Source organism: Rhodanobacter sp. BL-MT-08 (assembly GCF_054161255.1).
The window spans coordinates 3,961,814-3,976,151 of sequence record NZ_CP167872.1 but is presented as its reverse complement, the minus strand read 5'-3'; the positions used below and the strand labels follow the sequence as shown (position 1 = coordinate 3,976,151).

Below are 14,338 nucleotides of genomic sequence, written 5' to 3'. Positions count from 1 at the left end.
GCGGATCGCGCCATGCGCCGGCTGTCCTCCACCTTCACCGTGTTCTACAAGCGGGTGTTTCCCGTGGTGTGGTTGCTGGTTCCCGCCATCTCGGGGTTTGCGCTGTGGAATGCGTCGATGCACGGTCGGGCACCCGCAGGCTGGCTGCCGCTGTTGCCGCCGGTCGTCATTTTTGTGGTCGGCTTGGCGATCCATCGCAAGCTGATTTTCGATCTGGTCGACGAGGTCTGGCTGGATGGCGATCAGCTGGTGATCAAGGACCGCGGTCAGCAGACGCGCATTGCGTTAGCGGATGTGATTAACGTCAATGCCACCATCATGATCAATCCAAGGCGCGTAACGTTGATGCTGCGAAGCGATTCGCGCTTCGGTCGCACCATCACCTTCATCCCTGCCAGCCCGCGCGGGTTCGGTGCGGCGTTCAAGCCCGATCCGATCGCCACGGATTTGATCGGCCGCATCGATGCCCTGCGGCAGGCGCGCCGATGAGCCATCCGATAGCCGCCGTCAAGCCCGAACTGCAGCGCTACGCCGAGCTGGACAAGCGCCTGCTCGCCGCCGCGCGCGGCATCACCATTCTGCCGACGGTGGCGTGGTCGGCGTCGCTGGAAAACCGCATGATCGCCGCTTATGCCAGGGGCCAGTTCGCACTGCCGGAGGTGGGTTACAGGCGTCCCGATCTCTCGGCTTCACGGGCGGAGCTGGCGTCAATCGAGGCCGATGCCGGCGGCCTCGATCCTGCCGATATCGATCCGCTGGGCGATTACCTGCGCCGTACCGCGGAGTCGTGGCGCATCGCCGCCGAGATGCTGGAGGCCGTGGGCACCGCTGGTGTCACGGCACCGTCGATCATTCTATATGGACGTCCGAACGACACGCTGCCGGGCAGCAAGCGCAGCAATCTGGACGCGGCCCGCTACTTCGTCGAGCTGTCCGACGAACTGGGTGCCGACCTGCTGTCCGACGGTGTACATACCGACATCAGTTCCGAAGCGTTGCGCGACGAGCTGAGCAAGACGCTGGACGACTTTTTCGGCGCCGGCACGATCCGCGTGGAGGTCGATCCCGAGCTGACCGCGAAGGCCGCTGCTGGCGCCACGCGCATCCGCCTGCGCGGCGAAACGCATTTCACCGAATACGACCACCATCAGCTGCTGGCGCACGAGGCCTTCGTGCATTCGCTGACCGCGTTGAACGGGCGCCGCCAGCCGCTGCTGACCTCGCTGGCGCGTACCTCGCCGCGGGTCACGGCCACGCAGGAAGGTCTGGCGGTGTTTGCCGAGCTGATGTCCGGCGCCATCGACATTACCCGGCTCAAGCGCATCAGCCTGCGCATCCTGGCGATCGACATGGCGCTCAAGGGGGCGGATTTCGTCGAGGTCTACCGCTATTTCAGCGATTGCGGGCAGAGCCCGGCCGACAGCTTTCACTCGGCCCAGCGCGTGTTCCGCGGCGTGCCGCTGACCGGCGGTTCGGCCTTCGCCAAGGACAACGTCTATCTGGCCGGCCTGCTCACGGTGCACACGTTTTTCCGCTGGGCGCTGAAGGAGCGGCGGATGGATCTACTGCGCTGCCTGTTCGCCGGCAAGCTGGCGCTGCACGACGTGGTGGCGCTGCAGCCATATTTCGAATCCGGCGCGATCCTGCCGCCGCACTGGCTGCCGCCGTGGATGCAGCACGTGCATGGGCTGGCCGGCAAGCTGGCGTTCTCGGTGTTCGTCAACGGCATCCACATGAACCGCGTGCAGGGTGACGAGCTGTCGCTGAGCGTTTGACGGCGGCAGCGGCGGCACCCGCCGCCGCGGTGATACCATGAAAAGCCATCCGCTGCGGCGGGTGCCGCCCCTCCCCAACTCAAATAAACGCCGCCGATGTCCCTCCCCGAAGAACTGCGTCTTGCCGCCCTCGAGTATCACCGCCTGCCGCGCCCCGGCAAGATCAAGGTCACGCCGACCACGCCGCTGCTGACCCAGCGCGATCTGTCGCTGGCGTATTCGCCTGGCGTAGCGGCAGCCTGCGATGCGATCGTCGAAGACCCCAGCACGGCGGCCGAGTACACGGCACGCGCCAATCTGGTCGCGGTCATCACCAACGGCACGGCCGTGCTTGGCCTGGGCAATATCGGGCCACTGGCGGCCAAGCCGGTGATGGAGGGCAAGGGCGTACTGTTCCAGAAGTTCGCCGGTATCGACGTATTCGATATCGAGATCGACGAGTCCGATCCGGACAAGCTGGTCGACATCATCGCCTCGCTGGAGCCGACCTTCGGCGGCATCAACCTGGAGGACATCAAGGCGCCGGAGTGCTTCATCGTCGAGCGCAAGCTGCGCGAGCGCATGAAGATTCCGGTATTCCACGACGATCAGCACGGCACCTCGATCATCGTCGGCGCGGCGCTGACCAATGCGCTGGTGGTGGTCGGCAAGCGTATTGAAGATATCCGCATCGCGACGACCGGCATGGGCGCGGCGGGCATTTCCTGCGTCGACATGCTGGTAGCGCTGGGCGCCAAGCCGGAGAACATTCTGGCGTTCGATCGCGACGGCGTGCTGCACAGCGAGCGAACTGATCTGGATCCGGACAAGCAGCGCTACGCGCGCGATACCAAGTTCCGCACGCTGGCTGAAATCGTGGAGGGTGCGGACGTGTTTCTCGGCCTTTCGGCCGGCGGCATTCTGAAGCCTGAGATGCTGGCGACAATGGCCTCGCAGCCGATCATCTTCGCGCTGGCCAACCCCAATCCGGAGATCACCCCGGAGGAAGCCAAGGCCGTGCGGCCGGACTGCATCATGGCGACCGGCCGCTCGGATTATCCGAACCAGGTCAACAACGCGCTGTGTTTCCCGTACCTGTTCCGCGGCGCGCTGGATGTGGGCGCCACGGTGATCAACGAGGCGATGAAGATCGCCTGCGTCAAGGCGATCGCCGCGCTGGCGCGGCGCGAGTCGTCGGACGTCAGCGCACGCGCCTACGGCGGCAAGCCGCCAAGCTTCGGGCCGGAATATCTCATTCCGCAGCCGTTCGATCCGCGCCTGCTGCTGCAGTTGCCGCCGGCGGTGGCGCGGGCGGCGATGGACTCGGGCGTGGCCACGCGTCCGATGACCGACTTTGTCGCCTACAGCGATCACCTGACCGGCTTCGTGTTCCGCACCGGTCTGCTGATGAAGCCGGTTTTCGAGCGCGCCAAGGCCGCGCCGCAGCGTCTGGTGTATGCCGAGGGCGAGGAGGAAACCGTGCTGCGCGCGGTGCAGGTGGTGGTCGACGAAGGCGTGGCCAGGCCCATTCTGATTGGCCGTCCGGAGGTGATCGAAAAGCGCATCAAGCGCGCCGGCTTGCGCCTGAAAGTCGGCGTGGATATCGAGCTGTGCAACATCCACAGCGATCCACGTTTCGACGATTACTGGCAGCACTACCACCGCCTCATGGAGCGCCGCGGCGTGACGCCGTCGATGGCCAAGGCGCTGGTGCGCACGCGGCCGACGATCATTGCGGCGCTGATGGTCGAGCGCGGCGAAGCAGACGGCATGATCTGCGGCCTGATCGGCCAGTACCAGAGCAAGCTGACCTATATCCAGGAAATCATCGGACTGGACGAGGGTGTCAGCGGACCATCAGCGATGGCGGCGGTGTCGACCGAGAAGGGCGCGTTCTTCTATCTCGACACCCACGTGCAGGACGACCCCACGCCCGAGCAGATCGCCGAGGCCACGCTGCAGGCCGCGATCCGCCTGAAGCTGTTCGGCATCACGCCGAAGATCGCGCTGCTCTCGGCCGGCAATTTCGGCAGCCGCGACAGCTGCGGCGCCACCAAGATGCGCAAGGCGCTGGAGCTGATTCGCGCCAAGGCGCCTCGCCTCGAAGTGGAAGGCGAGATGCAGGCCGATGTGGCGCTGACGCCCGAGCTCCGCGACAAGCTGTTTCCGAACTCGCGGCTGGAGGGCAAGGCCAACGTCTTCGTGTTCCCGAACCTCGACGCGGCCAATATCGCCTACAACATGACGCGCATGCTCAGCGACGGCGTGGTGATCGGCCCGATTCTGATGGGCGTGGCCAAGCCTGCGCACATCCTGATGCCGCAGTCGACCGTGCGCCGCATCGTCAACATGAGCGCGGTGGCCTGCGTCGAGGCGCAAATTCGCGCGACGAATCGCCCGGCCGAGTAACCGGCGGCGTCAGGGGCTGTCGAGGGTTTGGCTGCGCATAGCACAGCCGCTTTCGAGGCGTTCATCCAGAAACGCTGCATCCAGACCATTCACATCGGGTATCGGCATGGCGAAGTTCCACTTCATCGAAGATTACGAGCGTCTGGTCAGGCGCCTGATGTGGAAGTACCCCATGCATGAGGCGATGAGTCGCGCCGTCGGAGGCGGTACCTACGAGCAGATGGGTGACATTGAGGCCGGCATCGTCGCCTACGTCGGGCTGCATGACGGGCAGTCACTGGTTGACCTGGGCTGCGGCAGCGGCCGGTTGGCCTCGGCGTTGGGTCAGCACATGGCCATCGAGTATTGCGGCATCGACGTGGTGAGGGCGTTGCTCAAATACGCCAAGAAGAAGTCGCCGGAAAACTATCGTTTCATCCTTAACCGGTCGCTCAGCGTTCCGCTACCGGATGCGTCGTTCGACATGGCCACGGCGTTCAGCGTCTTTACCCATCTGCTGCATCACGAAAGCTATATCTACCTCGAAGAACTACACCGTGTCGTTCGACCCGGCGGCTCGGTCGTATTTTCTTTTCTGGAGTTCGCCGAGGAGACCCACTGGTCGCAGTTCGAAGCCACCGTAAAGGTTCAGCGCACGGCGACCTTGCCGCATCTGAACCAGTACATCGAGCGGCCGCAGATCACTCTGTGGGCCGAAAAGATCGGCTATCAGCGCGTGCGATTTGTTGACAGCACGGGCGCGCCCTGGGGTGCGCCAGGAGCGCTCGGGCAAAGTGTGGCGATTCTCCAGCGGTAATTTTCGTCAGTGCGACAAGTCTGTGGGCAGCCGGATGCATCGGGCTAACCATGCTTAAGCGCATGGATTTCAAATTGGCGGCCTTGCCCACCAACGGCTAGAATTGGAGATTGGTACCGCCGATCCCCACGGCGGACATCCCCATCAGGTCTGGCGCCGCAATAGCGCCGCGGAGAATCCCCCCATGGATCAGCTCGACGACATCCTCAACCAGGATATCGACCCCACCGAAACCCGCGAGTGGATGGATTCGCTCGACGCCGTGATTCAGCACGACGGCACCGAGCGCGCGCACTTTCTGCTCGAGCGCATGGTCGACAACACGCGCCGTTCGGGCGGCTATCTGCCGTTCGATCCGACCACTGAATACGTCAACACCATCGCGCCCGGTCACGAGGCGAAGATGAGCGGCGATGCCGCGATGGAATGGCGCATCCGCACGCTGATTCGCTGGAACGCGATGGCGATGGTGGTGCGCGCCAACCGCAAGCCGGGCGAACTGGGCGGCCATATCGCCAGCTTCGCCTCCAGCGCCACGCTGTATGACGTGGGCTTCAATCATTTCTGGCGTGCGCCGTCGGCCGACCATCCGGGCGATCTGGTGTTCCATCAGGGTCACTCCAGCCCCGGCATCTACGCGCGCTCCTTCCTCGAAGGCCGCCTTGCCGAAGACCAGCTGGATCTGTTCCGCATGGAAGTGGCCGGCAAGGGTCGCGCGCTGTCGTCGTATCCGCATCCGTGGCTGATGCCGGATTACTGGCAGGTGCCGACGGTGTCGATGGGTCTGGGTCCGATCCAGGCGATCTATCAGGCGCAGTTCTTCAAGTACCTCGAGCACCGCGGCCTGGTGCCCCCAAGCGACCGCAAAATCTGGTGCTTCCTCGGTGACGGCGAGACCGACGAGCCGGAGTCGCTCGGCGCCATTTCGCTGGCCGGCCGCGAGGGTCTGGACAATCTGATCTTCGTCATCAACTGCAACCTGCAGCGCCTCGACGGCCCGGTGCGCGGCAACGGCAAGATCATCCAGGAGCTGGAAGGCGTGTTCCGCGGCGCCGGCTGGAATGCGATCAAGCTGGTGTGGGGCAGCTACTGGGATCCGCTTCTTGCGCGCGACAGCAAGGGCGTGCTGCGCAAGCTGATGATGGAAACCGTCGACGGCGAATACCAGGCCTGCAAGGCGTTCGGCGGCGCGTATACGCGCGAGCATTTCTTCAACAAGTATCCCGAAACGCGCGAGATGGTCGCCAGCCTCAGCGATGACGACATCTGGCGCTTGAATCGCGGTGGCCACGATCCGCACAAGGTGTACGCGGCGTACCACGCGGCGTCCAACACCAAGGGCATGCCCACTGTCATTCTGGCCAAGACGGTCAAGGGTTACGGCATGGGCGCGGCCGGCGAATCGCAGAACCCGACCCATCAGCAGAAGAAGCTGGACGAAGAGGCGGTGCGCCACTTCCGCGACCGCTTCCAGATTCCGATCACCGACGAGCAGCTCAAGGACGTGCCGTACTACCACCCGGGCAAGGACTCGCCGGAAGTGCAGTACATGCTCGAGCGCCGCAAGGCGCTCGGCGGCTCGCTGCCGCAGCGTCGGCGCAAGACCGAGGTGAAGCTGAAGACGCCCGAGCTGGCCGCCTTCGAGCAGATCACCAAGGGCACCGGCGAGCGCGAAATTTCCACCACCATGGCCCTGGTCCGGGGCATCAACCTGCTGCTGCGCGACAAGCAGCTCGGTCAGCGCGTGGTGCCGATCGTCGCCGACGAGGCGCGCACGTTCGGCATGGAAGGCATGTTTCGGCAGATCGGCATCTACGCGCCGTTCGGCCAGAAGTATCGCCCGCAGGATTCCGATCAGCTGCTGTATTACCGCGAAGACCAGAAAGGCCAGGTGCTGCAACAGGGCATCAGCGAGGCCGGCGGCATGGCGTCGTGGATGGCCGCGGCCACCAGCTATTCGATCAGCGATCAGCCGATGCTGCCGTTCTTCATCTACTACTCGATGTTCGGCTTCCAGCGCATCGGCGACCTGTGCTGGGCGGCGGGCGACATGCGCTCACGCGGCTTCCTGATCGGCGGCACCGCCGGCCGCACCACGCTCAACGGCGAGGGCCTGCAGCATGAGGACGGCCACTCGCACCTGATGTCCGGCGCGATCCCCAATGTGAAGTCGTACGACCCCACGTTCTCGTACGAGGTCGCGGTGATCCTGCAGGACGGCACGCGCCGGATGATGCAGGAGCAGGAAGACATCTATTACTACATCACCGTGATGAACGAGAACTACAGCCATCCCGACCTGCCCGAAGGCAGCGAGGAAGGCATCATCAAGGGCATGTACCTGTTCAAGGACGGCGGCAAGCCGAAGAAGGGCGAGCCGCGCGTGCAGCTGCTCGGCTCGGGCACGATCCTGCGCGAGGTGATTGCGGCGGCCGAGTTGCTGGAGAAGGACTTCGGCGTGAAGTCCGATATCTGGTCCGTGCCCAGCTTTATCGAAGTGCGCCGCGACGGTTTCGACGCCGAGCGCTGGAACCGCCTGCACCCGGAAGCGACGCAGCGCGTGCCGTACATCACCGGCCTGTTGGAAGGTCGCCAGGGTCCGGCCATCGCCGCGACCGACTACGTGCGCGAGTTCGCCGATCAGGTGCGCGCCTTCATGCCGGACGGCATGCGCTACACGGTGCTCGGCACGGATGGCTATGGCCGTTCGGATACGCGCGCCAATCTGCGCAGCTTCTTCGAGGTCGATCGGTACTGGATCGCACACGCGGCGCTGGCGGCACTGGCCAAAGATGGCAAGGTCAACGCCAAGGACGTCAGCCGCGCGATCAAGGAGTACAAGCTCGATCAGGACAAGCCCAATCCGCAGACCGTTTGACCGCTGCGGAGGGCTTCGAACGAGCAAAAAAAACCGCCATGACGGCGGTTTTTTTTTGGCGTCCATTCCGGCGCTAATAACGCGGCCGGAATGCCGTGCCGCTGATCAATCCTCGTCGCTGCGGAACGCGCGGCGCAGCAGGATGAAGGCGCCAATCGTTCCGGCCACGATCGCGACGGTGGCGCCCGGATGGCGGTTTACCTGACGACGCAGACGACGGTAGTGGTAGTTGGCCTCGTCGGCAAAATCTTCCGCGGCGTTGGTCAGGCGGCGGCTGTAGCTGTCGCCCTTCTTGCTAAAACGCTCGACCGCACGCTCGGTCACGCTGCGTCCGCGCTCGAAAAGATTCTGCGCGCCACTGGCTGCATCGTCGGCGTAGCCGCGCACGCGGTCGCCAGCGCGCTCACCGGCGGCGCGAATCTGACGTTCAATATCTCGGTTACCCATCATTGCTCTCCTCCAAGTGTGGACAAAAAGGATGCCCAGCGAATCGTGAGCACGACGTAGACGGCGAACGTCGCCGCTACCTCTCGTTCAGCCTTCAGCCCAGGCGGTATTCACCGCCGCGTTCCAGCGCGCGCTGATAGGCCGGCATGGCGTGGATGCGCTGAAGGAACGCCCACAGTCGTGGCGTGCTTTGCGCATCGAGACCGCCGCGCGCGGCAAAGGCTTCCAGCGGAAAGCTCATCTGGATGTCGGCGGCACTGAACGCGTCGCCGGCAAACCACGCGCTCTTGCCCAGTTCGCCCTCCAGATATTTCAGATGCAGCTTCAGCTGTGGATCGACGAAACTGTCCTGCACCTTGCGCGCGATGCCCTTGGCGATGGGTTTTACGAAAAACGGCACCGGCGTGGTTTCCACACGATGAAATACCAGCTTCAGCAGCAGCGGCGGCATCGCCGAGCCTTCGGCGTAATGCAGCCAGTAGGTGCAGCGCAGTCGGTTCGGCGTGCCGGCCGGCGGCAGCAGACGAGCGTCTCCATATTTTTCGGCGAGGTATTCGATGATGGCACCGGATTCGGCCAGGGTGACGTCACCGTCGGTGATCACTGGTGACTTGCCCAGCGGATGAATCGTCCGCAGCTCCGGCGGCGCCAGCATCGTTTTCGCATCGCGCTGGTAGCGCTTCACCTCGTACGGCACGCCAAGTTCTTCCAGCAGCCAAAGGATGCGCTGCGAGCGCGAGTTGTTGAGGTGGTGAAGAACGATCATGGTTATTCCTGAAAATGGAGATGATGGGGCGTGACGCAGTGAATCAGGGCAAGGCGGGCCGCGCGGTGAACTCGCTCCGGATCGACTGGCTGGACAGACGCATAATGAGCCAGCCGAGCACGATGATGAAGACCGCCGCGGCGATGACGCCGAGCACGCGCGTCACGGCCATCATGCTGTCCACGATCGGCAACATCTGCGCCAGTTGCGCCGCCTGTGCGGCCTGCATCTGCGGTGAGAGATGAGCGGACCCCAGCATCTGCGACCCCGGACCGAACTGCATCTGCAGCATGGCGTGCTGCATCGGCCCCACCACCCACCATTGCAGGGCGGCTATGGCGAACTGGTAGAGCAGATCGAAGCCCAGCATCACCAGCATGAGCCGTCGGCCCCAGTCCTTGCGCCAGAGCAGGCTGACAGCCGCGATCAGGTGAAGCATGGCGACAAGCAGCATGCCGCGGCAGAGTCCGACGGCGTGGTCGAAAAGAAATTGCGCGGCGGGCGACAAGTGCACAGAAGCCGGCGCACTGGCCAGCTGCTGATACAGCATTGGCAGAATCAGCCTCGGCAGCAGCAGGCTTTCCAGCAGCAGCGCCAGCGTAATGACCGCCGACAGCCCGATGAAAATCCAGGCCACCACCGTGACCAGCATCGAGCGTTTGACCGGAATGGGTGGCGGTACAGACATCATCGAGTCTCTACTGGGCGTGAGCGGAGCATGACGATTCCATGCGCCGCTGACAATCCGTTCGGCCCGGCCTGCCGGCACTTACAGCGTATCGGTAGCGCCTTCGATCGTCTCATTCTGCAGGCGCTGGCGCCGACGCAGGGTGGGAAACATCACCATCCACAGGCCGACTACCACCAGCGTGCCGACGCCGCCGAGTACCGTGGCGTGCACGGCGCCCATCCATGCCGCCAGCATGCCGGATTCGAATTCGCCGAGCTGGTTAGAGGTGTTGATGAAAATCGCGTTTACCGCACTGACGCGACCGCGCATGTCATCGGGCGTATCAAGCTGCACCAGCGCGCCGCGTATCACCATGCTCACCATGTCGAACGCGCCCAGCGCAAACAGCGCCGCCATCGACAGCCACAGTGTTTGCGACAGCGCGAATACCAGTGTCGCCACGCCGAAGCCGGCCACGCAGGCGAACATGGTCGCGCCGACGCGGCGCTCCATGGTGTGCTTCGCCAGCCACAGCGACATCAGCAGCGCGCCGACCGCGGGCGATGCGCGCAGCAGGCCAAGACCCCACGGACCGGTATGCAGAATATCCTTGGCGAAAATCGGCAGCAGCGCCGTGGCGCCGCCCAGCAGCACGGCGAACAGGTCCAGCGAAATCACGCCCAACACGTCCTTGCGCGCGCGGATGAAGTGCACGCCGGCGAACAGCGTTTTCAGCGTGGCCGGTTCGCGCCGCGGCGGCGCCTGCTCGTAGCGCAGCCGGCTCATCATGGTGGCGGCGACCAGATAGAGAACGGCTGACACCACATAGACCACGCCCGGGCCGGCAACGTACAGAAAGCCGCCCAGCGCCGGTCCCATGATCATCGCCGCCTGGCCGGCCGAGCTGTTGATCGCCATCGCGCGCGCCAAGATCGCCGGCGGCACCAGCGCCGGCAGCATCGACTGCAGCGCCGGAAACTCGAACGCCTTGGCCACGCCGATTACCAGCACCAGCGCGAGAATGCCGATCTCGTGGATGTTGTGCGACAGCGTCAGCGCCGCCAGCGCGGCAATCGCCACCCATTCCACGATCTGGCCGATGAGCACGATACGGCGACGGTCGAACTGATCGGCCACATGCCCGGCCGGCAGCGCCAGCAGCACCGAGGGGATGAACTGCACCAGGCCGATCAAGCCAAGGTCGAACGCGCGGCCGGTAATCGAATAGATCTGCCAGCCCACCGCCACCGACAGCATCTGAAAGCCAAAGCTGGAGGCGATCCGCGCAAACCAGAAAGCGACGAAGGCGCGGTGGTGAAAGAGCGAATCCGAACGTAGAGGGTGAGCTGGCATCGAATGTCCTGATCAATTCGGACAGTATCGTGCCATGGCCTTGGCTGACATAGCGCGGCAAATCGTCAGTGGCGAAATCGACGCCTAACGTCCGCGCAAAAAGCAGTCACCGCGTCCAAGCCCTATTTCATGCGGGCAGGCAGCATGGCGGTGACGTCGGGCAGCTCGCGTGCCGGCAGCGGATTGAGTCCGAACAGCGGTCTGAGCCAGCGTATGCGTCGGATCAGGCACTCGTGCAGCAGGGCGCAGCCGGCCACCGTGCCCAGCAGAATCAGCAGCGGTTCGGCCACGGGTCCCAGCTGCAGCGGCATCACCTGCCAGGCAAAAAACAGCAGCAGACTTTGATGCAGGATGTACCAGGGATACACCGCCTCGCGCGCATACGGCAACCAGCGGAAGGGGCGATTGAGATACGCGTGTCCCCAGCCCAGCACGGCGGTGATCGCGATCCATGTGTAGCTGTAGTGCAGCCAGACGTGGAGCAGGTTGGTGACGACCAGCACCGCGTGGTTATGAATGTATTGATCAATGGACTGGCCGGCGAATTTGTCGAGGAACAAATAGAGCGCGAAACAGCCCAGCGCCGTCGCCAGCGAGTGCCTGCGCAGCCGAGCCAGTTCGGCCCACAGCGCCGCGTCGGTGCCGAGCAGGTAGCCGTAGAAAAACATCGTGGCGTAAAGCGCCAGCGCATACCAATCGCCCACCAGCGCATGCGTTTCCGGATAGCGCCAGGACAGCAGCACGCCATAGGCGAACAGCGGCAGCACCGGATGCACCAGCAGGCTCGCGCCGCGCAGCCGCAGGCACCGCGCTTGCAGCAGCCGGCCAATGCGTGACTCCAGCGCAGGCAACACGATCAACAGCAGCATGGTGTACAGCCAGACGTAGGGCAGGTACCAAAGGTGCGCCCAGTCCAGCCCGTAGTCCTTGTAGCCGTGCGTCCAGTAATGCAGGAGAAAAGCGCCGAAGCCGGGCGCGATCGCATGATCGGTAAGCCCCGCCACGTACGACTGGATCGGTATGACCGCCAGCATGCCGAAGATCAGCGGAACCAGCAGGCGCAGGCTGCGTTTTTGTGCAAGTCGGGCCAGCCCGGCCCTGCCACGCATGAAATGCACGGCCAGCCCCGAGATCAGAAACAGCAGCTCCATCCGCCAGCGGTTCACGAACAGCATCGGGTACTGCAGCCATGGCGACATGTGGGCGCTGTGCAGCGGCATGCCGCGCCAGTCCGATAGCGGCGCCACGTACAGCATGCCGAGGTGGTAAAAAATCAGCAGTGCAAACGCGAAAACGCGCAGGGCATCGATATCGTGGCGGCGATTCATGGCGGGGTCCGGCGTTCAAGGAGTCACCAGAATGGTCCGCCTGCCGGCTTTTGCCTCCTCGAAAGTGACCGTCGGCGGGGTTTGAGTGACGAACGGTGGGCTGGTGGGGACGAGGGCGAGCGCGCGTCGTCAGCCACTCCGTAGAATGCCCGGCATGAATTCCCGCTATCGATTTTCCCTGCACGAGTACCTGCGCTGGCGCCGACCGTTCGAGGTTGGCTTGTGGGTGGTGTCTTATGTTGTGAGCATGCTGTTCAACTCGGTGACCGCGCAGATCGATCATCCCGCGCTGCCGCCCTGGCAGCCCTGGTGCTGGGAATGCAGCAGCTCGTTGCTGGCGCTGGCGCTGGTCCCTGCAGTGATCGCGCTGGAGCGGCGCTGGCCCCTGCGGGTAAGTACGTGGCGACAGACGCTGCCGCTGCACCTGGCCGCCAGTGTGCTGTTCAGCCTGATCCACGTCGGCGGCATGATCGCATTGCGCAAGCTCGCTTATGCCTATGCCGGTTCGCACTACGATTTCGGCCCCTGGTGGCGCAATTTCGGGTACGAATACCTCAAGGACGTGCGCAGCTATTTCGGCATCATCGCCACGGTCTGGCTGTATCGGCTGGCCCTGCTGCGTCTGCAGGGCGAAGCGCGGCTGCTGGAGGCGCCGGACGATGGCCCACCGGTGGAGCCGATCGAGCGACCGGAACGTTTTCTGGTGCGCAAGCTGGGCAAGGAATTTCTGATCAACGCGCGCGAGATCGAATGGCTGCAGGCCTCGGGCAACTACGTCAACCTGCGCGTGCGCGGACGCGACTATCCTTTGCGCACCACCATGGCAATGATCGAGAACCGGCTCGACCCGTCGCGTTTCGTTCGTGTGCACCGCAGCTATTTCGTCAATCTGGACTACCTGGCCGAGATCGAGCCGCTGGACACCGGCGATGCGCGGCTGCAGCTGCGCGACGGCGCGAAAATTCCCTGCAGCCGACGCTATCGTGCGGCGCTGCGTGACCGGTTTGCCGAAACGCCCGGCGCGACGGCGTAGAGCGGCCACGGTTGCGCCAAGCTCCCGGCTGGCTTCACTCTAGGCGCCTGCCATTCATGGACGCCTGCCGATGAAACCGTTTCACTATCGATCCTTGCCCGCCCTGCTGGGCGCGACCTGGCTGCTGGCGGCCTGCTCGCCGCAGGGCGGCTCGTCGACAGCGCCCGCCGCGCCCAACCCGCAGCAGACGGCGAGCGCCGAGGCGGCAGACAAGCTCAACACGTATCACGAGCTGCTGCGCATCAAGAACGACGAGATGGTGGTGTCGATGGGCCACGACATACTCGACCACTACCCGAACACCCCCGCCGCCGCCGAAGTGGCGCAGAGCCTGCCGGACATCGAGGCGCGCTACAAGGCTTCCAGCGAAAAGAACCGGCTCGCGGCGCTGTGGCTTTACCAGGTTTCGCCGATGGAAGGGGGCACGCAGTCCACGGCCACCATCGACAGCAGCCAGCCTTCCGGCGATGGTCGCGTGCGGCTGGTGCTGCGCCGCCATACGCAGTGGGGCCAGAACGCCTTTCTCTACGGCGAAGGCCACGGTTTTGTGTGTCGCGCCAACTGCACCATTCCCACCACGGTCGACGGCAAATCGGTCGGCATCAAGGCGTTTGCGCCTACCACCGGCGAACCGGCGCTGATGATCCGCGACGACAAGGCCTTTATCGCCATGCTGCAGAAAGCGAAAAAGATCACCATGAATGTGACCCTGGTCGACGGCGAGAAAAAAGAGGCGCTGGTCTACGAGGTCGGCGGGTTCGATCCGTCGAAGTGGTCCAGCGTGGGCAAGGGCAAGAAAAAATAGCGGCCACGTCGGCTCTGGCTCAGGCGCCGCTGGGCGTGAGCGGACTAGAAAGGTGTAGTGACGTTTTTAATGCCGCACGCATGCCGTCAGCGGGTCAGC

At 64.1% G+C, this 14,338-nt stretch carries 12 protein-coding genes; 7 read left to right on the top strand and 5 right to left on the bottom strand.

The genetic code is table 11. The features are described 5' to 3' along the window. Window positions 1-12 precede the first annotated feature (12 nt). From ACDK93_RS17755 to aceE, 5 genes are all read left to right on the top strand, one after another. A complete protein-coding gene (locus ACDK93_RS17755) occupies window positions 13-489 on the top strand; it encodes a hypothetical protein (protein WP_458070346.1) in 477 nt (158 codons plus the stop codon). After that, entirely contained in the window at window positions 486-1,775 is a 1,290-nt protein-coding gene (locus ACDK93_RS17750; protein ID WP_458070345.1) for a flavohemoglobin expression-modulating QEGLA motif protein, read from the top strand. The genes ACDK93_RS17755 and ACDK93_RS17750 overlap by 4 nt, the downstream gene beginning before the upstream one ends. Window positions 1,776-1,871: 96 nt before the next feature. Beyond that, window positions 1,872-4,163, top strand: coding sequence for an NADP-dependent malic enzyme (locus ACDK93_RS17745; RefSeq protein ID WP_458070344.1), 2,292 nt, complete (start codon window positions 1,872-1,874; stop codon window positions 4,161-4,163). 106 nt (window positions 4,164-4,269) lie between these two features. Next, window positions 4,270-4,959, top strand: coding sequence for a class I SAM-dependent methyltransferase (locus ACDK93_RS17740; RefSeq protein ID WP_458070343.1), 690 nt, complete (start codon window positions 4,270-4,272; stop codon window positions 4,957-4,959). A gap of 184 nt (window positions 4,960-5,143) precedes the next feature. Continuing rightward, window positions 5,144-7,837 (top strand): pyruvate dehydrogenase (acetyl-transferring), homodimeric type, encoded by a 2,694-nt coding sequence (gene aceE, locus ACDK93_RS17735; RefSeq protein WP_458070342.1) that lies wholly within the window; start codon window positions 5,144-5,146, stop codon window positions 7,835-7,837. 105 nt (window positions 7,838-7,942) lie between these two features. Here aceE and ACDK93_RS17730 read toward each other — a convergent pair whose 3' ends face one another. The 5 genes from ACDK93_RS17730 to ACDK93_RS17710 all read right to left on the bottom strand — a co-directional run bounded on the left by ACDK93_RS17730 (window position 7,943) and on the right by ACDK93_RS17710 (window position 12,401). Next, window positions 7,943-8,284: a hypothetical protein gene (locus ACDK93_RS17730; protein WP_179478006.1), complete on the bottom strand. Its 342-nt coding sequence runs from the start codon at window positions 8,282-8,284 to the stop codon at window positions 7,943-7,945. A 94-nt stretch (window positions 8,285-8,378) separates the two neighbouring features. Beyond that, window positions 8,379-9,050, bottom strand: a complete 672-nt coding sequence (locus tag ACDK93_RS17725) for a glutathione S-transferase family protein (RefSeq protein ID WP_458070341.1) — start codon at window positions 9,048-9,050, stop codon at window positions 8,379-8,381. Between the two features lie 43 nt (window positions 9,051-9,093). Beyond that, complete coding sequence (locus ACDK93_RS17720) at window positions 9,094-9,738, bottom strand: hypothetical protein (protein WP_458070340.1); 645 nt, start codon at window positions 9,736-9,738, stop codon at window positions 9,094-9,096. A gap of 81 nt (window positions 9,739-9,819) precedes the next feature. Beyond that, on the bottom strand, window positions 9,820-11,073 hold the full coding sequence (locus ACDK93_RS17715) for an MFS transporter (protein ID WP_458070339.1): 1,254 nt from the start codon (window positions 11,071-11,073) through the stop codon (window positions 9,820-9,822). Window positions 11,074-11,195: 122 nt separating this feature from the next. Further along, window positions 11,196-12,401: an acyltransferase family protein gene (locus ACDK93_RS17710; RefSeq protein WP_458070338.1), complete on the bottom strand. Its 1,206-nt coding sequence runs from the start codon at window positions 12,399-12,401 to the stop codon at window positions 11,196-11,198. Window positions 12,402-12,555: 154 nt separating this feature from the next. Between ACDK93_RS17710 and ACDK93_RS17705 the strand changes: the two genes are divergently transcribed. After that, window positions 12,556-13,434: a LytTR family DNA-binding domain-containing protein gene (locus ACDK93_RS17705; protein ID WP_458070337.1), complete on the top strand. Its 879-nt coding sequence runs from the start codon at window positions 12,556-12,558 to the stop codon at window positions 13,432-13,434. Between the two features lie 70 nt (window positions 13,435-13,504). Continuing rightward, window positions 13,505-14,239, top strand: coding sequence for a hypothetical protein (locus ACDK93_RS17700; protein WP_458070336.1), 735 nt, complete (start codon window positions 13,505-13,507; stop codon window positions 14,237-14,239). The last annotated feature ends 99 nt before the right edge of the window (window positions 14,240-14,338 follow it).